17 protein-coding genes are annotated in these 21270 nt (G+C 36.4%); 5 read left to right on the top strand and 12 right to left on the bottom strand.

What is annotated here, in order from left to right; genetic code table 11:
* Window positions 1-37 precede the first annotated feature (37 nt).
* The gene (locus tag ALW18_01485; protein ID AOE51309.1) at window positions 38-430 is read right to left on the bottom strand and encodes a hypothetical protein; all 393 of its coding nucleotides are present in this window, start codon (window positions 428-430) and stop codon (window positions 38-40) included.
* A 205-nt stretch (window positions 431-635) separates the two neighbouring features.
* On the opposite strand from ALW18_01485, the gene ALW18_01480 reads away from it, so the two are divergent.
* Both ALW18_01480 and ALW18_01475 read left to right on the top strand, forming a co-directional pair.
* On the top strand, window positions 636-1214 hold the full coding sequence (locus ALW18_01480; protein AOE51308.1) for a GDP-mannose pyrophosphatase: 579 nt from the start codon (window positions 636-638) through the stop codon (window positions 1212-1214).
* Between the two features lie 60 nt (window positions 1215-1274).
* Complete coding sequence (locus ALW18_01475; protein AOE51307.1) at window positions 1275-3581, top strand: acyl-CoA oxidase; 2307 nt, start codon at window positions 1275-1277, stop codon at window positions 3579-3581.
* A gap of 39 nt (window positions 3582-3620) precedes the next feature.
* On the opposite strand, the gene ALW18_01470 is transcribed toward ALW18_01475, so the two are convergent.
* The 7 genes from ALW18_01470 to ALW18_01440 all read right to left on the bottom strand — a co-directional run bounded on the left by ALW18_01470 (window position 3621) and on the right by ALW18_01440 (window position 9641).
* Complete coding sequence (locus tag ALW18_01470; protein AOE51306.1) at window positions 3621-4655, bottom strand: mandelate racemase; 1035 nt, start codon at window positions 4653-4655, stop codon at window positions 3621-3623.
* Window positions 4656-4678: 23 nt separating this feature from the next.
* Complete coding sequence (locus ALW18_01465) at window positions 4679-5032, bottom strand: hypothetical protein (protein ID AOE51305.1); 354 nt, start codon at window positions 5030-5032, stop codon at window positions 4679-4681.
* 36 nt (window positions 5033-5068) lie between these two features.
* The gene (locus ALW18_01460; protein ID AOE51304.1) at window positions 5069-5746 is read right to left on the bottom strand and encodes a hydrolase; all 678 of its coding nucleotides are present in this window, start codon (window positions 5744-5746) and stop codon (window positions 5069-5071) included.
* Between the two features lie 38 nt (window positions 5747-5784).
* Window positions 5785-6687, bottom strand: a complete 903-nt coding sequence (locus tag ALW18_01455; GenBank protein ID AOE51303.1) for a 1,4-dihydroxy-2-naphthoate prenyltransferase — start codon at window positions 6685-6687, stop codon at window positions 5785-5787.
* A gap of 33 nt (window positions 6688-6720) precedes the next feature.
* The gene (locus ALW18_01450; protein ID AOE51302.1) at window positions 6721-8223 is read right to left on the bottom strand and encodes a hypothetical protein; all 1503 of its coding nucleotides are present in this window, start codon (window positions 8221-8223) and stop codon (window positions 6721-6723) included.
* Window positions 8213-8740 carry a hypothetical protein gene (locus ALW18_01445; GenBank protein ID AOE51301.1) on the bottom strand — a complete coding sequence of 176 codons (528 nt, stop codon included), beginning with the start codon at window positions 8738-8740 and terminating at the stop codon, window positions 8213-8215. Before ALW18_01445 ends, ALW18_01450 begins: the two co-directional genes overlap by 11 nt.
* 67 nt (window positions 8741-8807) lie before the next feature.
* Entirely contained in the window at window positions 8808-9641 is an 834-nt protein-coding gene (locus ALW18_01440; GenBank protein AOE54271.1) for a 1,4-dihydroxy-6-naphthoate synthase, read from the bottom strand.
* 257 nt (window positions 9642-9898) lie between these two features.
* On the opposite strand from ALW18_01440, the gene ALW18_01435 reads away from it, so the two are divergent.
* On the top strand, window positions 9899-11092 hold the full coding sequence (locus tag ALW18_01435) for a penicillin-binding protein (protein ID AOE51300.1): 1194 nt from the start codon (window positions 9899-9901) through the stop codon (window positions 11090-11092).
* Between the two features lie 114 nt (window positions 11093-11206).
* Entirely contained in the window at window positions 11207-12421 is a 1215-nt protein-coding gene (locus ALW18_01430; GenBank protein ID AOE51299.1) for a sterol desaturase, read from the top strand.
* A gap of 35 nt (window positions 12422-12456) precedes the next feature.
* Here ALW18_01430 and ALW18_01425 read toward each other — a convergent pair whose 3' ends face one another.
* From ALW18_01425 to ALW18_01410, 4 genes are all read right to left on the bottom strand, one after another.
* A complete protein-coding gene (locus ALW18_01425; GenBank protein ID AOE51298.1) occupies window positions 12457-13290 on the bottom strand; it encodes a GntR family transcriptional regulator in 834 nt (277 codons plus the stop codon).
* Between the two features lie 96 nt (window positions 13291-13386).
* Complete coding sequence (locus tag ALW18_01420) at window positions 13387-15045, bottom strand: 2-succinyl-5-enolpyruvyl-6-hydroxy-3-cyclohexene-1-carboxylate synthase (GenBank protein AOE51297.1); 1659 nt, start codon at window positions 15043-15045, stop codon at window positions 13387-13389.
* A gap of 62 nt (window positions 15046-15107) precedes the next feature.
* Window positions 15108-15698 (bottom strand): glutathione peroxidase, encoded by a 591-nt coding sequence (locus ALW18_01415; GenBank protein AOE51296.1) that lies wholly within the window; start codon window positions 15696-15698, stop codon window positions 15108-15110.
* 35 nt (window positions 15699-15733) lie between these two features.
* Complete coding sequence (locus ALW18_01410) at window positions 15734-18931, bottom strand: cytochrome C biogenesis protein (GenBank protein AOE51295.1); 3198 nt, start codon at window positions 18929-18931, stop codon at window positions 15734-15736.
* Between the two features lie 185 nt (window positions 18932-19116).
* Between ALW18_01410 and ALW18_01405 the strand changes: the two genes are divergently transcribed.
* Window positions 19117-21042, top strand: a complete 1926-nt coding sequence (locus ALW18_01405; GenBank protein AOE51294.1) for a peptidase M1 — start codon at window positions 19117-19119, stop codon at window positions 21040-21042.
* Window positions 21043-21270 lie beyond the last annotated feature (228 nt).

Raw genomic sequence — 21270 nt, 5'->3', positions numbered from 1 at the left:
AAAAGCGGGCAGAACCCGCTAATATATTGTTTTAAAGCTATTTCTTAACTTCTCCGGTATATACAAATTTTTCTCCTTGGTAAACAGTCAGCTGAACTGTTCCGTCCTTCCTTGTCTGCATTGCATATCCAAATACTGTATTATTTGGAAACCTTATGTAATACGACTGATCTATAAATGTTGTTGCCGGCTTTTTCATCTTAAACCTAAATTCACCATCAGCCATAATCTTAAGCGTAAATTTTTCTGTTTCTGCTGTTGTGTATTGTAATTCTCCGCCAACATAATGTTCAGTGACATTTTCAGGCAACGCCGGAAAATCTTTAAACGAATTTGATTTTTTTAAATTTGAATACAGCTCAAAATTTTTAATTGATAATGGCACAGATTTATCCTGGGCATTCATGCTAAAGGCAAACGCCAGCATCATACAGATTAGTAATTTTTTCATTTGGTTTAAATCAGATTAATATTTGCGTAAATATAAAAAGTTTTAAAGTTCAGGGAATACCATTATAGTTAAAAAAGTAATTTTAATACTTTACATAATATAAAGCTCTGTAAAAACTTTCCTGATTAGCGTAATTTTATTTAATTAGTGCGTTATCTATAAATATTAATTCCAAAACAATTCTATGTCTGAAAAAGTAAATATTCAATCAACTACTGTATTATCTGATAACTGGGGAAAATTAAATAAAGTAAAATACGATTATCAGCTTAAAGATGGCTCATGGCAAACTCAGGAACGCGAAGTATATAATCGTGGCAATGGCGCCGTTATTCTGCTGTATAACAAGCAAAAAGGAACAGTTATCCTTACACAGCAATTTAGACTACCCACCTGGTTTAATGGTAATAAAGACGGCCTTATGATTGAAGCCTGTGCAGGTGTTATTGATGAAAATAATCCCGAGGAAACCATACGCCGTGAAACTGAAGAAGAAACGGGATATACTGTATCCGATGTAAAGAAAATTATGGAAGTATATATGTCTCCGGGATCCGTAACTGAGATACTTTATTTCTATGTTGCAGCTTACTCTGATACTATGAAAACTAGCGAAGGTGGCGGTTTGGATAAAGAACAGGAAAATATTGAAGTTTTAGAACTTTCTTTTAGCAAAGCAATGCAAATGATTGAAACCGGTGAAATTAAAGATGCTAAGACAATTATGTTGTTACAATATGCTAAGATTCACGACTTAGTTTAACACTATTTTTCATATATAGCTGGGGCTAATTGCTTATTTTTAAGTTTTAAAACTCACATTATGGACATTACTTTTAATAACGATCCCAAACTCAGCATACTTATTCCTGTCTTTTACTTAGCGTGGCAGGATGATTTTTTAACCAAGAATGAATTTACAACGCTTAATGATTTTATAAACAAACAAGACTGGATTACTAAGGCTGAAAAAGAATTCCTTAAATCGAAAATAGATTATACCTCCCCTCCTAGCCGCTCTGAACTTTTTCACTGGAAAGAAAAGATAGATAAAGCGCTGGATACTATTCAAAAGCCGTCAAACCTTACCGAACTGGGCATTCTTATAGCTAACTCAGAGAGACAGTCGTTAAACGATGAAGATATAAGAAATATCGGGGAAGCTTTTGCTAAAATGGAATCTGAGCTTGGTGTTATGAGCCGCGAGGTTATCTCCGGGTTCAATGAAAAACGTGACACGATAACCGATAAGTATAAAACAGTTGAAAGCTTTGATGTAAAGCTGCTAACTGATTTTCTTGATGGTAGCCAGGCAACAACCATAAACAAGGTCAAAGAACTTATATCTTCCCCTGAATTTGCTTTAGATATTCCGGAGAATATTATGGAGTACAGGGAAAAAGTCTTAGACTGGAGCAAGTCGCTATCAAAACATGATTTGGGGGCGTATGCCTACCCCAAAGAACACGGCGGTAAAGATGACATTGAAGGTTACTTTTCTGTAATGGAAACGCTTAGCTACCATGACTTAAGTCTTGTGATTAAGTTCGGCGTACAGTTTGGACTGTGGGGAATGAGTATACTTTCACTAGGTACAGAAAAACATTATAAGAAATATCTAAAGGATATCGGTACGTTAAAATTACCCGGAGGTTTCGCTATGACAGAAACACATCATGGGTCTAACGTGAAGGGTGTACGCACAACAGCTACGTATAATCACAACGACAGGACTTTCACCATAAATACTCCTGAAAAATATGATCGTAAAGAGTATATTGGTAATACGGCTAACCATGGAGAAATGGTTACTGTTTTTGCCAAGCTTGTAATTAACGATAAGGATTATGGCGTAAATGCTTTTGTAGTTCCTATTCGTGATACTGAAAAAAATGTGCTTGAAGGAGTTACTATTGAAGACTGTGGCCATAAAATGGGTTTAAATGGTGTCGATAACGGAATACTTACGTTTAAAAACGTTGTTATTCCTTATGAAAATATGCTTGACCGTTTTGCGCAGGTTAATGAAAATGGAGAATTCGAAAGCCCAATACCAAGTGATAACAGGCGCTTTTTCACCATGCTGGGCACACTAGTTGGCGGGCGTATTGGTATTCCGCGTTCTGCTTTGGCAGCTGCTAAAACAGGATTGACTATTGCTATTAAGTATGGCGACAAACGTAGGCAGTTTGGGCCAGAAGGAGGAACTGAAGTTCCGATTCTGAATTACAGAATGCACCAACGCAGGCTTATGCCTTATTTGGCTAACGCCTATGCTATTCACTTTGGATTACAATATTTAACCAAGCGTTTTGTCAATCGTAAGGAAGAAGAAATGCAGGAGATCGAAGCGTTAGCTGCAGGAATGAAATCATATTCTACCTGGAATACCCGCGATACTCTTCAAGAATGCCGTGAAGCCTGTGGCGGTAAAGGATATCTTAGCGAGAATCGTATAGACGATCTTAAAAATGACACCGAGATATATACCACATTTGAAGGTGACAATACTGTATTGATGCAGCTTACTGCTAAAAACCGTTTAGGTGAATTCCGTAAACAGTTTGGAGAAATGAATGTTTCAACGATATTTAATTACGTATTGGATCAGGCAAAGACCTCAATTACAGAAAAAAATCCTTTTGCTACACGAAACACAGACGAGCAACATTTAAAAGATAAAAACTTTCATCTACAGGCATTTTTATACAGAGAGAAAGAAATAGTAAGTTCTGCGGCAAGAAGGTTTAAAAAACTTGTTGATGATGGTCTTGATGCATTTGATGCAGCCAATGTCATGCATCCTCACATGATACAAATTTCGGATAGCTATCTTGATCGTGTTTTCCTTGAACAGTTTCAGGCAAATCTGGAATTAGTTACCGATGCAGGAGTTAAGGAAGTATTAGAAAAGCTATACAATTTATTTGCCCTTAATAAAATTGAAGAACACAAAGCATGGTATTTAGAGCAAGGTTATATGGAAGGTGTAAAAACCAAAGCTGTTCGTAAGCTTGTTAGCCAGTTGTGTTGGGAAATAAGACAGGATGCTGTTCCTTTAGTAAACGCATTTAATATACCGGAAAGTTGCCTAGGTGCTATTGTTACCAATAAAGCTGCAGAAGCATAAAATTTAAAGGCGGTAATAAATGTTACCGCCTTTTCTTTATTAAAGATTTACATTCCAGTTAATATCTGGGTTATAAAATAGTTTTCCGTTTTTAACTTCTAATGGAGAATCAAAATTATTGGTGTATAATGCACCGGTTCCCAACCCCTGTGGCATAGGATTATTTTGGAGGTATGTCCATTGCGCAATGGCATTTAGTCCGATGTTACTTTCCAGTGCAGATGTTATCCACCATCCAATATTAAGTTTTTCTGCCAGTTCTATCCACTCCTTGGATCCTCGGAAACCGCCAACAAGGCTTGGCTTCAAAATGATGTATTGGGGTTGTATATCTTCTAACAATCGTTTCTTGTTCTCGTAACCAAAAACACCTATCAGTTCTTCATCCAAGGCGATTGGGAAAGGAGTAACTTTACACAATCCTGCCATGGCTTCAGTCTGCCCCTGCTTTATAGGTTGTTCAATACTATGTAATTGATATTTATGTAATTGATTCAATTTATATAAAGCGTTATTAGAAGTAAAAGCACCATTAGCGTCTACACGAATTTCTATCTTTTCTGCAGAAAAGTGCTCACGAATAAACGCCAAAAGATCAAGCTCATTCTGAAAATCGATAGCACCTATTTTTAATTTAATGCAGTTGAATCCCTGTTGCAGCTTTTCTTCAATTTGTTGCTTCATATAGGTTTTTTCACCCATCCAAACCAGTCCGTTTATGGCAATTTCTTTCTTATCATCTGTAAAATCCGAAGGAAAAAGCAAATATGGAGAATCTGATTTTAATGACTGAAAGGCCATTTCTACTCCAAACTGAATCGAAGGGAATTCTGTTAACGCCTCCCATAATTGATCTTCGCCTAAATGAATATTATCGCAGGTCCATTTCAACTGATCTTCATAATCCGGCCTGTCATCAATACTTAATGATCGTAATATACCACACTCCCCTATCCCTTGTTTGCCATCTTTTTCAAGAATAATAAACCAGGTTTCTTTTTGCGTAAGCACCCCGCGGGATGTACCGCTTGCACGCTTAAAGTCAAGAACGTATTTTTTGTATTTAGCAACCATTTTTATAAATTATGAATTTCAAATTACGAATTACGCATAGTTTTCTGAATAGTTCCAATTATTCGAAGAAGTTCATCAACATCATTCAGTAAACTTGCACTTTGCTCCTGACTTAAATAATCGGTATCTTTTAATATTCTAATCCAATAATGTGCCTCCCTTGCTTCTTTATAGGAAATTGCGAGCTTAGCAATAAAGTCTTTTTTACTTTGTCCACCAATAGCCTCTTCTATATTGGCTCCGATAGAAGTACCACATCTCAAAAGTTGCTTAGATAAAACATACTCATTGTTCTCAGATGTCAAATATTTATAGACATTTACAACTCTGATAGCAAACGCATAACTTTTTATCTGAATGACATTGTCTGCCTTCATGAATTCGTAATTTAAAATTCGTAATTCATAATTATATTATAGTTCTATAGACGCTCCGATTTCAAGAAGCATAAGATCTTTACCTTTATCATAGAATTTTTTAACTGCATCTTCGTGATCAATTACAATGTAACCGAAAGTATCATAATGATAACCAAGGATTTTATCGCATTCTAAGAATTCGGCAGCAATGATAGCATCCTCCACATCCATAGTGAAGTTGCTGCCTATCGGAAGAATTGCAAGGTCTAACTTAGTTCGCATCGGTATAAGTTTCATATCGAAAGTTACCGCTGTATCTCCTGCTATATAAATGTTCTTATGCTCACCCTCTATAACAAAGCCGCCCTGGTTTCCTCCATAGCTTCCGTCAGGGAAAGAGCTTGAGTGATGTGCTACAACATACTTTACCTTACCAAAGTCAAAGTTCCAGCTTCCACCATGATTCATTGGGTGTACATTAAAGCCTTTCTTTTCATAGTGGCCTGTAATTTCTGCATTAGAAACAATTGTAGCTCCTGTATTATTAGCGATAGCCTCAACATCGAGGATATGGTCGCCATGAGCGTGTGTAATAAAGATATAATCAGCTTTAAGCTGCATAATGTCAATATGTTTCGCTTTTTCGTTAGCAGTAATATACGGGTCAACAATAATATGTTTGCCTCCAACTTCTATACCAAGGCTCGCGTGGCCGTAAAATGTGATTTTCATAGATTTAATTTTAATGTGTGTTTTTGGAAATTATAGATTTAAAACTGCAATACTATACAAAGCAACACAGAAAGAAAAAAAGTTCCCAACGCTACTTTTTTAAGTTCCGGATCAAGGTCACGTGGAACTGTATTTCTAACCACTGTTTTAATATGCAGTATAAAGGGAATATATGCGATAAGAAAAAGATATTGTACAGGTTTAAAGTTAGAAAGTATCGCAAATAACAGTGTTAATGACAATGCTGCAATAATTATACTGTAATGGTATATTTTAGCTTTTTTCGATCCCATTTTTACCACAAGGGTATTCTTGCCTGATAATGCATCAGAAATCTGATCACGCATATTGTTAAGATTTAGTACTGCAACACTCAGCAGACCTACAGTTATTGCAGGAAATATTACAAGATTGTCTACGTGTTTAGCGAACAGAAAATAACATCCTATAACGCTTACCAAACCAAAAAAGATAAACACAAACACGTCACCTAATCCTCTGTAACCATAGGCGGAATTCCCTACAGTATATTTGATTGCTGCCGCTATTGCCGCAATACCTAAAACAAAGAAAAATAACGAATATCCAAAATTATCTTTCCCGAATGCAACATAGATAAGTATGATTGCGGCAACCAGCGTTAGAGCTGATGTAAATACAATTCCTTTCTTCATTGCCTGTACTGTAATAGCACCGCTTTGTATGGCACGTTGTGGGCCAATTCTGTTTTCATTGTCTGTACCTTTTACACCGTCGCCATAATCATTAGCAAAATTAGAAAGCACTTGCAATCCTAATGTTGTCAGTAATGCAAAACCAAGTATTGCATAATTGACAAGCCCTTGCGAAAAGGCATAGAAACAACCTACTAGTATTCCTGAAACTGATAAGGGAAGTGTTCTTAAACGTGCGGCCTGAAGCCATGCTTTTGTATTTGACATTTTAATCTAAATCTTATTTTATTTTTAGAGGATTTACATCCAGTGTTTTGTTCCTGTTTCAACTTGGTATAACCAGTAATTAACCAATTGTTTAAGATGGGTATAATCAGCGAGACCAAATGATAATGTGCCTCCTGCTGTGTGTAGCGTAATTATTCCAATATTCGAGCCTTTATGCCAAAAATATTGCTTTATAGAAATGGTTTGTATTTTATTTGGTGCTATAAATTCCTTATCAATATCCCAGGCGCCACTTTGTTTTATAATGAAATCATCATTCACAAACAACCTGCTGTGCCTGAATCCAAAATATATCAGTGTTGATGAAAAAGCGACATACAAGGGAAGGAAAATGATATATTCTTTGATTGAGGGAAAAGCGAAATATGCAAGAGCGAAATATATTGAAAGCGGAATAATAATAAACTGTAATAATTCCATTATTATCTTTCTCATACTCGGCTTCAATGCAATGCCCTTTTCCGGGATCTTTCCTAATAGAAATTCGAGCAATACACTTTTTTCTTCATCACTACAGCCAGGAATTTCAATTGCAGTTTTCTTCTGATCTCTATCATTAGCTTCTACACCTGATGCCTGACGTATTTTAAGATCGTTAATATTGAATTTCTTTTGAAAAAAATTGCGACCGATAGTAACTATCTGAACTTTATTTGGCCTCAGGATGGTGTTTTTGGTATTTATCAATCCGTATGATAACAGTAATGAATCTTTCTGTTTTGTGATCTTAAAGTCATAATATCTCACGATTGTTCTGACAAGATTTATTATAAGCGTTATTATCATGATCCCAACGATAATAAATGTAAGGAAGCGTAATAATACATCTGTGTTTATATAATCATCAAGCGGATCTTCGTCGTAACCGGCAGCCTTAATTATATCTTCAACGAACTGAAACGAGGATATTATAAAAGCCAGTAGTAAAGCGAAGCTTCTTGTATAGTTCGATGTAATACCTGTTTTAAATAGACTCAACAGGCTTATATGTATAAATGGGTGAGATTTTTTTGAGGTGCTTTCCTGAATTAGATCTTCTGAAGATATTTTTCTATCAGTCTCTAAAAGCCTTTCTTTTAATAAAAGTGCAATATCATGCTTGATTGCCCTAATAGAAACTTCTTTACTACTACTTCCTGCTGTATCAACTTCAAGAGCGTGAACCCCTATCATTTTCTGTATAAGTGACTGATTAATATTAACCTGCTGTATTTTATCCAATGGTATAGCAATTCGGCTTTTATTCCATATTCCTTTACTTACAACAAATTCTTCATTTTCCTCATCAAGGAAAAAAGTAAAATTCAGGTATTTAAGATAGGCAACAATGCATATACCGCAAAAAATAACACTAACTCCAACCCAAAGACCTAAACTGCTTATCTCCTTTATCCTAAAAGCCCAAAGTACAAGCACAGGCCAAAGCGAACGCAATGCACCCTGAAAAGTATCAGCAAACATAACAACTACACCAATAAGAGATTGGCGCTGAGGCTGGCTGAAACTATTCTCCATCGGCTACCTGGTTTATAATTTTACCCATAAGAAGTTGTTTGATCTTTTCCGCATGTTCTTTTTCAATGCCCGGAATATTTATATCGCTCTGATCGCCACCGGCAGTGAATATTTCTACAGATGCCAGTCCAAAATAACGGGAAATAAATCCTTCGTGCATGGCTACGTGCTGTACCCTGTTATGCGGAATAATAGTAGTGGTAAGGCTAATTACACCACTGCGGTAAATAGTATCATGAGTTCGGAAAGCAAATCCCCTGTTCCTGAAACTTATAAATGAGAGTAGTATAGAAAGAACCACAATAATTATATACGCTGCTGTAATAAGCACCCAATAATTATGTAATTCCTCTATAAAGTAGAAAGCTATTCCTGCAACTATAGTAATAATACCGTATACCAGAGCAAGATTTAGTAATATCACTTTAAGATAAGAAGGATGCAGTGGTGTAAGTTCTACATCTTCAAATCTGGGTAATCCGGCAGTATTTATAAGTTCGTTACTATAATTTTCCAATTGTATATGTTTATGGTTTGTTGTTCATGGTTATAAGCAGCAAACCATAAACAATACTATTTTTACATTATGGTATCCATTTGATATCCCTAAAGTTAGGTTTTCTTTTTTCAAGGAAAGCATCACGGCCTTCTTTAGCTTCTTCGGTCATATATGTTAAGCGGGTTGCTTCACCGGCAAATACCTGCTGACCTACCATACCATCATCCGTAAGGTTAAAGGCAAATTTCAACATTTTTATAGATGTTGGCGATTTATCAAGTATTTCCTGAGCCCATGAGTACGCAGTATCTTCCAGTTCGTCATGAGGAATAACTGCATTAACCATTCCCATTTCATAAGCTTCCTGAGCAGAATAATTACGTCCCAGAAAAAATATTTCACGTGCACGTTTCTGCCCTACCATTTTAGCAAGGTAAGCAGATCCGTAACCACCATCAAAACTGGTTACATCGGCATCAGTTTGTTTAAATATTGCATGCTCTTTACTGGCAAGCGTAAGATCGCAGATAACATGAAGGCTATGCCCTCCTCCTACCGCCCATCCGGGAACTACAGCTATAACTACTTTAGGCATAAAGCGTATCAAACGCTGTACTTCAAGTATATTAAGTCGGTGCATGCCATCATCGCCTACATAGCCCTGATGACCACGTGCCTTTTGGTCGCCGCCGCTACAGAACGAATATATGCCATCTTTTGATGATGGACCTTCTGCAGAAAGCAATACTACACCTATAGAGGTATCTTCCCTTGCATCAAGGAAAGCTTCGAAAAGTTCGGCTGTGGTCTTTGGCCTGAAAGCATTTCTCACGTCCGGCCTGTTGAATGCAATACGTGCTACACCATTACTTTTTTTGTATGTTATATCTTCAAATTCCTTTACGGTTGTCCAGTTTATAGTACTCATACTCTATAATAATTTACCGTAAAAATAAGCCATTTTTTGCATTCATCAATAAAAATATAACCACTCCTACAAGTTACCTTACATATTTAAAATATAGGTATAAATCTAATATTGTGCTAAATTGTTTTAGTTCAAAATATTACAGCATTTGTGGGCAATAAATAAAATTTTTTAATGTTAACCTTGTACGAAAACGCTTTTCAAAAGTTATGGTTTAATTATATTTGCTGTTTACCCGTTACCAAAAGATGAAGTTATTACGATTACTACCCTATATATTTGCACTTACATTTGTTTCATGCCTTAAGGAGAAATCTGAACTGGCAGAAAATACCAAAGAGGAAGTTAAAGACACCGTCTTACGGATAGCACCGTTAAATGTTAAGCTGAATAAAGTCAGCAAGAAATTTATTAATGCTAAAACTGCAAGCGTTGAACATTTTTATAATAAACTATGGAGCCGAAATGATTTAAGCGGAGGTTTTATCGTTGCTAAAAATGGAAAGGTAATCTTTGAAAAATATGGAGGTTTCGCTAATAGAAGCAGTAAACTTGAAATAAACTCGCAAACACCTATACATATAGCTTCTGTGAGTAAAGTGCTTACGGCAGCTGTAGTCTTAAAACTTGTTGACAGGGAAAAACTTCAACTGGACCAGAAAGTAAACTCAATCCTGCCAACATTTCCTTATGAAGATATTACTGTGAGGATGCTATTGAATCACCGCAGTGGATTACCCAACTACGCCTATTTTTGTGATGATCGTAAAATTTGGGATCGTAGCGTGCTTACTAATCAGGATGTTCTGGATCTTTTTGCACAGCATAAATTCAATCTTTACTTTTTACCGGATAAGAAATTTGGCTATTGCAATACCAATTATGCTATGCTTGCCCTAATAATTGAAAAAGTAACGCACATGAATTATCGTGATGCAATGAAAAAAATACTTTTCGATCCGCTTGGCATGAAAAATACTTATGTTTTCGATTACCAAAAAGACCGTGCTACAGCGAGCCAGTCTTATAAAGGAAACAATGTATTGTACGGATTTGACTTTCTTGATGATGTATATGGCGATAAAAACATCTATTCTACGCCTCGCGATTTGCTGAAATTTGATCTTGCCACATACAGTAAAAACTTCCTGAATCCTAAACTCTATGACGAAGTATTTAAAGGATACAGTTATGAGCATAAAGGGACTAAAAATTATGGACTCGGGATACGTATGCACGAATGGGAAACCGGTGAAAAACTATTCTATCACAACGGTTGGTGGCATGGTAATACATCATCCTATGTTACGCTTAAAAAAGATACTGTTGCTATTATAGCATTATCAAATAAGTTCTCTTACAAGCCCTATAAAGTGTGGAAATTATCACCTCTATTTGGTCACTACCCTATAAAACCGGATAAAGACGACGAACTCGAGTAACACCAAAGCCCTTATTTTAAGGGCTTTTTCTTTTTATTAACTATGGTTGTTGATAATTAGTCTACCAAACTAGTAGAGTAATAGCTATATTTGCAAAATCAATAATCAAATAAAATGGAAAACTTAAATTATCTGGCGTTTGCCATGCCTGCTTTCTTCCTGTTTGTTTACATTGAATATAAGCTTGCTCAACACAGAAAAAAAGAACACCTTTTTAAATATGAAAGTTCAGTATCTAACATAAGTATAGGGATAGCAGAAAGGCTTATTAATCTTTTTGTCTCTGCTAGTTTCTATCAGGTTTATTATTGGGTATACAATAATTATAAATTATTTGATATTCCAAATAACTGGATGGTTTGGATAGGATTAATTCTGGCAACCGATTTTGTTTGGTATTGGTATCACAGACTTGGACACGAAGTAAACTTGTTTTGGGCTGCTCACATTGTGCACCATCAAAGCGAAGAGTTTAACCTAACTGCATCTGCAAGAATTACAACTATACAGGCTTTAATTAGAACTGTATTTTGGAGTGTCTTACCATTAATAGGCTTTCACCCTACTATGGTCATCACAATGCTGTTGGTTCACGGAGCATATTCATTCTTCACACATACGCAGGTTTTACAACGAGTAAAATGGCTTGAGTATGTCTTTATAACCCCATCACTTCACGGCGTACACCATGCTTCTGATGAAAAATACCTCGATAAGAACTACGGCGATATGTTTGTATTTTGGGATAAGATGTTTGGTACTTTTCAGACTGAAGAAGAACAACCAAAATATGGACTAACACATCCGCTAAAAAGTTACAGTTTTCTATGGATGCATTTTCACTATTATTTTGAGATATACGAATCTTACAGACGCGCAGATACTTTTAAAGGAAAATGGAAGGCCGTTTTTGGAAGCCCTGCCTACATGGATCAGGATATACGCCCGGAATTGGAAAAGAAATTTCTTCAGGACAGAAGATTACGCCTTAAAGAACTCAAATTTAAAAGTTACCTTGCGTTCCAGATTTCACTATCTGTAGTGATGTTAACCTGGTTCACCTTCTTTTATAGTTCTTATGAATATGCCGACAAAGCTTTTTATCTCAGCTTTATACTTATAACTCTTATCAACTGTGGGGCTTTACTCGAACAACGAAAATGGATTTATTATCTTGAATATTTCCGTTTAGGAATTTTATTCTCTTACTTACTCTACATAGAAGGACATGCAGAATTACTTTTAGTTCCGGTATTTGTTATGATTGCTGCAGAAAAAATATTTTCACTCAGCAAATGGTATCAGGGATATGTATTACAGACTAAATAGATAAGTAGTCTGTAATACAAAAATTTAGTATGGAATTACTCCTTTAGAAGATAAATTCCATCTTCTTTTATTTCTATAAGCTTTTGTTTGTATAAGGTACCAATAGCTTTCTTGAATGTTTTTTTACTCATTCTAAGAACAGTTTTAATATCTTCCGGATGGCTATTGTCGTTTAAACGAAGGAAGCCACGGCTTGCACGAAGTTCATCCAATACTTTTTCAGCATTGGGTTCAATACCTTCAAATCCCTGTACTTGTAACGTAACGTCAATTTTTTTGTCGGGGCGGATGTTTTTAATATACCCTCTCATCCTATCTCCTGTACGAACATCTTCGTATACTTCATCTTTATAAAGTAAACCTTTATGCTGCTCATTGATGATTACATTAATACCCATCTCGGTAATATGAGAAATGATAAGGTCTACTTCCTCTCCTTTCTCAACAGTTAACTCATCGTTGTTAAGAAACTGATTGATCTTACTTGTACCAACAAGCCTGTTCGATTTTTCATCCAGGTACATGTGTACAAGGTAACGCTTGCCTTTTTCCATTTCACGGGCCTGCTCACGGAAAGGCACAAACAAATCCTTTTCTAATCCCATATCAAGGAAAGCACCAAATTTATTTGTGAAATTTACACGCAATAATGCGAATTCATTAAGGTAAATATAAGGCTCCAGTGTAGTAGCAACAGGGCGTTCTTCCTGATCCAGATAAACAAAAACGATAAGTTCTTCACCTATCTCAAATTCATTGGGAACATATTTATTGGGTAATAATATATCTTCTTTTCCGTCGCTAAGATAAAGCCCCACCTGTGTATCCCTAACTATCTTAAGCGTATTGTATTTTCCTATTTCAATCATTCGTATAAATTTCTGGCGTAAAGGTACAAAGAATACAGTAATATCTTCCTTAACTATTGTAAACAACAAAGCCTGCTGATACCGGCTTAATTTGTATTATGTAAGTTCTTTAAAATACTGTAATAATATCTTATCATTTTCCAGCATTGGTGTAAACACTTCCAGAATTTTTGGCTGACCGCTTTTCTGAATAAATGTATCTAATTCAGTTTTAAGAGTTGCCTCATTAGATGCCGTGTGATAACTGAAGCCATACATTTTCGCAAGATGCTCTGCGTTTAAATGGTGTGCAGTTTCGAAGTAAGTATTAAATACGGGTGTTTCTTTATGCCCTGGCAATATTCTGAAAATACCGCCTCCGCCATTGTTTATTACTATGATCTTAAAGTCTTTTGGAATGTAGTTATTCCACAACGCATTACTGTCATATAAAAAGCTAACATCACCTGTTACAAGCACAGTTTCCTTTCCGCTCCCTACAGCTGCTCCAACTGCTGTTGAACTACTTCCGTCGATACCACTGGTACCTCTGTTACAGAATACTTCCACCGATTCTTTTACATCAAATAACTGGAGATAACGTATTGCAGAACTGTTACTTATCTGTAACTGTGAATTATCGGGAAGTTGTGGCAAAATAATTTCAAAAGCTTTAAAATCTGAGAACGGGATCTTTGCCAGATATTCGTCATGTTTTATTCTCCTGAAAGTATTGAGTTCCTGTGCCATAGTGTGGTAACCACTTTCTACAGCTATTGTTTCAGGAAGAAATTCATTAAGGAATTTATTTGGCTCAACTTTAAAATGTTTGGTAAGCGCTCCAAAAGTGTCGTAGGCTCTTAGGGTATCAATATGCCAGTGTTCAGCAGGGCTATATTTGCGCAGCCAGGCTTTTACACGTTTAGAAACTACCATACCACCAAATGTGATTAGTATTTCCGGTCTGTAGGTTTCAAAATCGTCATGGGTAAACGGTGTAATTATAGTATCTATGCTATTTAAAAAAGTAGCATGATGCAGGTTTGATGTAGTTTCTACCATTACTGTTACCGAAGGATCATTGGCAAGCCGCTCAATAATTGCAGTATCAATGCTGTCAGGATTGTTAACCCCAACTAATATTAATTTCTTTTTAGCGGCATTCCATTTACTGATATACGGTGTAAGATTTTCTATTTCCGACTCTTTTTCAATTAAAATATCAAATACCTGTGACTGTACTGAAAGCTCAGTCACTGTTTCATACAATGGTTCTTCAAACGGTGCGTTAATGTGTACTGGGCCTTTTTGTAACGAGGCAACATTTATAGCTTCGTTTATAAGCCTGTCATTTTCATCTGATGCATCCTCATGTAAATTTGCATTAAAAAGTATGTGATTGGCATATACGTTCTCCTGGCGTATAGTCTGCCCATCCCCTACGTCTATTTTGTCATGCGGCCTGTCAGCAGAAATAACGATCAATGGAATCTGGCTGTAAAAAGCTTCTGCAACAGCCGGATAATAATTAAGCAACGCAGATCCTGATGTACAAACCACAGCAACAGGCTTTTTAAGCTGTTGTGCCATACCAGTAGCAAAAAATGCAGCACAACGTTCGTCAGCGATACTATAGCAATTAAAGTTAGGGTTGTTAGCAAAACCAATCGTCAACGGGGCATTACGTGAACCGGGAGATATTACAATATCAGTAATTCCTTTAGCCAGGCATATTTCTAATATGCTTTGCGCTAAAGGTATTTTAGGGTAGATCATTTTTTGGAGTTTAAGTAGTCAGGGGTCAGGATTTTATAACCCTGACCCCTGCTCTGAAAATATTAAGCTTTGATCCAGTTAACAATTTCAGGATCTGTTGGTAGCGTACGTGGACTTATTACTTTTTCAAGCTGGCCATTCTCGTTAATAAGGTATTTCTGGAAATTCCATTCTACCTCGCTATCCTGTAAGCCGTTTTTACTTTTTTGAGTAAGGAACTGATAAATCGGAGCCATATCATCTCCTTTAACAGATATCTTATCCATCATTGGGAATGTCACACCGTAATTCATTTCACAGAACTCAGCGATTTCTTTATTGGTGCCCGGTTCCTGGGATGCAAAGTTATTTGCAGGGAAACCAACTATAACCAAATTCTTGTCCTTGTATTCTTTATAGATAGCTTCAAGATCTTTGTATTGCGGCGTAAGTCCACATTTAGATGCTGTATTTACAATAATGACTTTCTTGCCTTTTAAAGAAGCAAAATCAAATTCTTTGCCGTAAAGATCGGTTACTTTAAACTGATATATATTGGATGCTGACATAGTCTTGGTTGTTTGTTTTGTTGTTTTAGCAGCCTTGGTCTGTGCCTGATTCTGACAGCTACACAAAAGAGCTAAACCCATTACTGCTATTGCAAATTTTTTCATCGTTGATTTTTTTATTTATATAAAATTACGAAAAATTACTTCTTAACCTGCTTTTTAAAATGCTTCTTGTACTGGATATATGAAAGGACTCCTATTGCCAGGACGATAAGCGCCATATATAAGAAATATATTGGTGTCCTTACCTCTCCGCTTGCATACGAGTGCAATCCGGTTAGATAGAAGTTAACCCCAAAATAAGTCATAAGTATAGAAGCAAATGCCAGCACAGTAAAGAAGTTGAATATCCATTTACCTCTTAGTGCCGGTACAAAACGCATATGTATTACAAAGGCATATACCATAATGCTTACCAGTGCCCATGTTTCTTTAGGATCCCAGCCCCAGTAACGACCCCAACTCTCATTCGCCCATTGCCCACCAAGGAAGTTACCAATTGAAAGCATCACAAGGCCAATTGTAAGTGCCATTTCATTTACATATGTAAGTTCCTGTATGTTTAAATCCATTTTCGCTTTGTTTTTACTATTAGTAAACAATATTAGTATCAACGATACCAACCCTAGCACCATTCCCAGTGTAAACGGTCCATAACTACCAACGATAACAGCAACGTGAATCATCAACCAGTAAGAGTTAAGAACAGGAACAAGGTTGCCTATTTCAGGATCTGTCCAGTTCCAGTGTGCTACCATAAGTACCATTGAGGTTACAAATGCGGTGGCAGCCAGTGTAAGTTCGGATTTTGGCTTGACGAATGACAGCTTTGAAAGCAGGTAATAAGCAATATTAAGTTTAAAGCCAAAACCAAATGCCATACCAAAAAACATGGTTGCCCAACCTACATATATAACCGACTCGTATGCATTACTCCATGGCGCGTGGCCTGAAACATACCAGCGAACTATCAGTCCGGCAGTATGAAGTAAAAACAAGATTCCAATTATCCATCTAAAGGCGTTTAATGTAATTGTAACCCATTTTCTTGAGTTAAATATCTTAATGATTGCAAAAACAAACATTAAAACTCCGGCATAACAGTACCAAGAGAAAAGCTTTTTGAAAATATCGTATTTATTATAAAGTATCTCCGCATTAACCTTGTCATCGCTTGGCATAATGCTGCCTCCATATTTATGCTGGTATTTTATAAGCCCTTCAAGAAGGCTATCTGATAATTTATAGTCACCTTTTTGAGTCGCCTCTCCTACTGCCTGAAGATAAAACGGAAGTACGTTTTTAATCTTATCTAACTCTGCGTTTTTAATTTGCGGTATTTCAAGATAAGAAACCCATTTATTGCCTTTGTCGTTTGGTACAGGATATACTTTTAGTATCTGTCCTGTAAGTGCAGAGTATAATAGATTTACCCTTTTATCAATATTTATATAATCTTTTTCAAACTGTGTAGGTTCTTTTTCGCGATGTGCTCTCTGTAGTATATTTGACAATTTATAGTTACCCTGGGCATCAAAGAAGTTAGATAAAGATGCGAATTCAGCTTCCTTATCAAGGCCCGCAACAATTCGTAAACTGTCATTACCACGCTTCAATTCTATAATCGGCACACTAAACCACATCTGGTCCATCATAAGCATCGACATAAATACCTGGTCAGAATTTAATCCGTTGTATGTATCGCTTTTACTTACCTTACGTAAAAGTTCAGATGAGAAGGTATTAACCGGCTTCATCCTTCCACCTGCATCCTGGATTATCAATCGTCCAAATTTAGCAGCGTGCTCATCGCTTACCTTGTACTTTTGAATAAGGGAATCCATTTGCTTTTGCGTAGGCTGCTCATGCATATGGTTTTGAGAATATCCTGCAAACGCAAAGAAAAATAATGCAATAGCAAATAATGTTGCCTTCTTAGCTTTTACTTTTTCAAGCTTACGTTTCAGGTCACCAAAACGGGTATTTTTATCAAATAATATCGCCATAAGGCCTATGTATAAAAGGAAATAACCAATGTACGTTATCCATGTTCCGTAAAAATCGTGATTAACCGAAAGTTTTGTTCCTAGTTCGTCCTGATCAAAACCAGCCTGGAAGAAACGGTACCCCCTGTAGTCAAGAACGTTATTCATATAGATTCTCGCATCAAAGTTCTTTCCTTCTTCTTTGTCCTCAATAGTTACTTTACTTTCAAATGACTCGTAACTGGATTCAGTTCCGGGATATTTGTTAGCTATAAAATCATTCACTTTTATTGCAAATGGCAATTCATACGTTTTGCTTCCGTATATAAGTGTATATTCCAATTTACCAAGCTTGAATGATTGTGGCACTCCCATTTGAGATTTGCCACCTAATAATGTAACCTCATGCTCCTGATCTTCTGATTTTACAACTAAAGTAAGAGCCGACTCTTCTTTTGTTTTGTAGTCATTGTTAGAAATATAATCTACCTTGCCTCGTATCGCAGGCTCAGGGAAAACAAATCGCGCATTAGCAACATTATATAGCGAGCGCATTACCAACGGTTGAGTTGTATCTTTAGATACACTGCCTTTCATTTGGTCTGCCATTCGCATGTAATCTCCTTCGAATGGAGTTTTTATAGTGTACTTACCATCTTTAAACCCGATGTTAATAGCACCTTCTGTAGGTACATTAAAAGCGAAAAGAATATTATGGATGTTTTGTACTTCGCCCTCTTTCAAGTAATGTTCGTGACGGCCTCCATCACCTGCTTCAACAAGTTTAATGTAATAAATTCCTTTAGGGTCTTCAACAATGGTTTCTTTAGCTCCCAGTTTGAAATCTTTATATTTAATTTCAAATGGAGTACCACTAAACTCTTCAGATATAGTGAAATTGTTGTTTGCAGCAGGAGATAGTAAAAGGTTTTCTTCAAAAGTTTTTCTTCGAATTTCACCCTCATGCTCACCGTCTACAAAAACGGTAAGGTATGTTTTATCAGAATAAAAACGGCTTTCGGTAGCGCCTTCCCTTATTGGCATCATGCCTTCAAAGCTAATATAACGGGTAACGAAAGCACCTATAATGATAAAAATAAAAGATAAGTGAAGCAGTAAAGTGGCCCACTTTTCTTTTTTGTTTAGTTGGTAACGCTTAATGTTACCAAAAAAGTTAATTACAAATAAAAGCATTATGGCTTCAAACCATTTTGCGTTGTAAATATAAATGCGCGCAGTATCTGTATTGTAAGCATCTTCTATAAAAGTACCTATCCCCATTGCAAAGGCAAAAACGATAAAAAGAACTGCCATTAAACGGGTTGATGAAAAGAACGATATAATTTTATCCATGTGTACGGAAGTTGTTTTTGTAAATTGATGCAAAAGTACTCAAAACTTCATTTTAAGCCCCTATTTAATTACAAAAATTGAGTAATTCTCAGTTACAAATAATTTTTTATATAAAGTTAAGTTAGGTATATTTGACAATTACAGTCAACCCAATTTATTAGTACCCTAACTAACCCTAAACATTAATGAAGATACCGAAATTATTTTTACTCTTGTGCCTGAGTGGATTGACATCTTTTGCACAGGAAGTTATACCGAATAACCAGTCGAAATTTGACGATGTAATGTACCGACGTGGTAACAGTTACCGTTCTGCATCGGGTGTACCCGGACCTGAATACTGGCAAAATAAAGCCGACTATGCCATTGAAGCCGAATTTGATGATACAACGAATACTTTAAAGGGTAAACTAGTTATGACCTACCGTAATAACAGCCCTGAAGAGCTTAGCTATATAGGGATGTATGTCGAGCAAAACCGTTTCACTGCAGATTCGAGAGGTACACTTACTACTCCTATAAATGGTATGAACCGTTATGCAGGCGATACCGACGGTGGCTTTAAAATTAGTAACCTTTCGGCAAAGGTAAAAGGAGATGCTTCATCTAAATTTATTATTACAGATACAAGGATGCAGGTTCTACTTGACGAACCTATTCCTGCCAAAGGCGGTACTGCGACTGTTTCAATGAATTTTGAATTCAAAATTCCTGAGGAAGGAATGGACAGGATGGGTCAGCTTAAAACCAAAAGCGGTATAGTATATTCAATGGCACAATGGTATCCCAGAGCCTGTGTTTTTGATGATGTAACAGGATGGAATACTGAACCTTATCTAGGTGCAGGTGAATTTTATGTTGAATATGGAGATTTTGATTATAAAGTTACCCTTCCTTATGATTATATAGTTGTTGGATCGGGTGAATTAGTAAATGCTAAAGAGGTACTTACCAAAGAACTTATCAGCCGTTTAGATAAAGCTTCACAAAGTGACAAGACAGTTTACCTTATTGCACCTAACGAAGTTGGCAATACGAAACTAACCAGGCCTGTGCAAAGCGGAAAATCTACATGGCACTTTAAAATGAAGAACAGCCGCGATATTGCATTTGCAATGTCTAAAGGATTCATTTGGGATGCTGCTAAAATTAACCTGCCAAGCGGTAAAAAAGCACTCGCACAATCGGTTTATACTAAAGAAAGTGACGGAACAAGTGCTTGGGGACGTTCAACAGAATATACCAAAGCGTCGATAGAGCATTACTCTGCCAAATGGTTTGAATATCCCTACCCTAATGCAGTAAATGTAGCGTCAAACGTTGGTGGTATGGAGTATCCCGGCGTTTCTTTTTGCCATGCATCAAGCCGTGGTGAGGATCTTTGGGGTGTAACCGACCATGAATTTGGTCATAACTGGTTCCCAATGATCGTTGGATCTAATGAGCGCCGCTATGCATGGATGGACGAGGGTTTTAATACGTTCATTAACCATTACAGTACCCTTGCTTTTAATAATGGTGAATATCCTTCAACTGCTGCAAAAGGCCGAAATGGTGTTTTTTGGTTCAGGTCTAAACAAAGGGAAAGCATAAGTACTTACCCGGATATCGCAAGGCCAATGAATCTTGGTTATACAGCCTACTCTAAACCTGCAACAGGACTTATACTGCTTCGCGAATATATACTTGATGCTGAACGTTTTGATAATGCTTTTAAAGCCTATATAAAAGCATGGGCCTACAAGCATCCTCAACCATCTGATTTCTTTAATGCAATGGATAACGGTGTTGGCGAAAACCTTAACTGGTTCTGGAAAGGCTGGTTTGTTGGCAATGGCAACATCGATTTAGGAGTTACTAACGTTGTTCAGAATCCTGATTCTGCCGTTATAACTTTCGTAAATAAAGGCGAAGTACCTATGCCGGTAGTATTTAAAGTTGTTTATGAAGACGATACCAAAGAGATAAAAACACTACCTGTAGAGATATGGCAAAGGACAAATGAGTGGGATTATCTACTGAATTCTCCTAAAAAAGTGAAAGCGATTGATATTGATCCGGGAAGATTCCTTCCCGATGTTGATTCGAGCGACAACTCATGGATAAAATAAAATTTACAAGGCGGTTTACAGTAGTAAGCCGCCTTTTTTAATATTGCACTTTTTGCTTCCGATCCCGTTTTTTGAAATGTGTAATATTAGAATCATAAACTATTGATAATTAATCTTTAATAAAAAAATGTTGTACTTTCTGCTTTTTGATGTAAATAGCAATTATTAAAATCTATTATGACGAATTGAATACATCATTTTACATATCCTACCCTTCCCTAATACCTG

Origin of the sequence: Flavobacterium psychrophilum (assembly GCA_001708385.1) — a bacterium.
Taxonomy (GTDB): Bacteria; Bacteroidota; Bacteroidia; order Flavobacteriales; family Flavobacteriaceae; genus Flavobacterium; species Flavobacterium psychrophilum_A.
This window is presented reverse-complemented; position numbering and strand designations above follow the sequence as displayed.

Bases quoted from the DNA above. Each gene is read 5' to 3' on its own strand.
- ALW18_01415 (AOE51296.1), bottom strand. From the start codon at position 15,698: ATGAAAAAATTTGCAATAGCAGTAATGGGTTTAGCTCTTTTGTGTAGC.
- ALW18_01455 (AOE51303.1), bottom strand. From the start codon at position 6,687: ATGTCAAATACAAAAGCATGGCTTCAGGCCGCACGTTTAAGAACACTT.
- ALW18_01460 (AOE51304.1), bottom strand. From the start codon at position 5,746: ATGAAAATCACATTTTACGGCCACGCGAGCCTTGGTATAGAAGTTGGA.
- ALW18_01475 (AOE51307.1), top strand. From the start codon at position 1,275: ATGGACATTACTTTTAATAACGATCCCAAACTCAGCATACTTATTCCT.
- ALW18_01480 (AOE51308.1), top strand. From the start codon at position 636: ATGTCTGAAAAAGTAAATATTCAATCAACTACTGTATTATCTGATAAC.
- ALW18_01485 (AOE51309.1), bottom strand. From the start codon at position 430: ATGATGCTGGCGTTTGCCTTTAGCATGAATGCCCAGGATAAATCTGTG.
- ALW18_01430 (AOE51299.1), top strand. From the start codon at position 11,207: ATGGAAAACTTAAATTATCTGGCGTTTGCCATGCCTGCTTTCTTCCTG.
- ALW18_01405 (AOE51294.1), top strand. From the start codon at position 19,117: ATGAAGATACCGAAATTATTTTTACTCTTGTGCCTGAGTGGATTGACA.
- ALW18_01465 (AOE51305.1), bottom strand. From the start codon at position 5,032: ATGAAGGCAGACAATGTCATTCAGATAAAAAGTTATGCGTTTGCTATC.
- ALW18_01410 (AOE51295.1), bottom strand. From the start codon at position 18,931: ATGGATAAAATTATATCGTTCTTTTCATCAACCCGTTTAATGGCAGTT.
- ALW18_01425 (AOE51298.1), bottom strand. From the start codon at position 13,290: ATGATTGAAATAGGAAAATACAATACGCTTAAGATAGTTAGGGATACA.
- ALW18_01435 (AOE51300.1), top strand. From the start codon at position 9,899: ATGAAGTTATTACGATTACTACCCTATATATTTGCACTTACATTTGTT.
- ALW18_01450 (AOE51302.1), bottom strand. From the start codon at position 8,223: ATGGAGAATAGTTTCAGCCAGCCTCAGCGCCAATCTCTTATTGGTGTA.
- ALW18_01470 (AOE51306.1), bottom strand. From the start codon at position 4,655: ATGGTTGCTAAATACAAAAAATACGTTCTTGACTTTAAGCGTGCAAGC.
- ALW18_01420 (AOE51297.1), bottom strand. From the start codon at position 15,045: ATGATCTACCCTAAAATACCTTTAGCGCAAAGCATATTAGAAATATGC.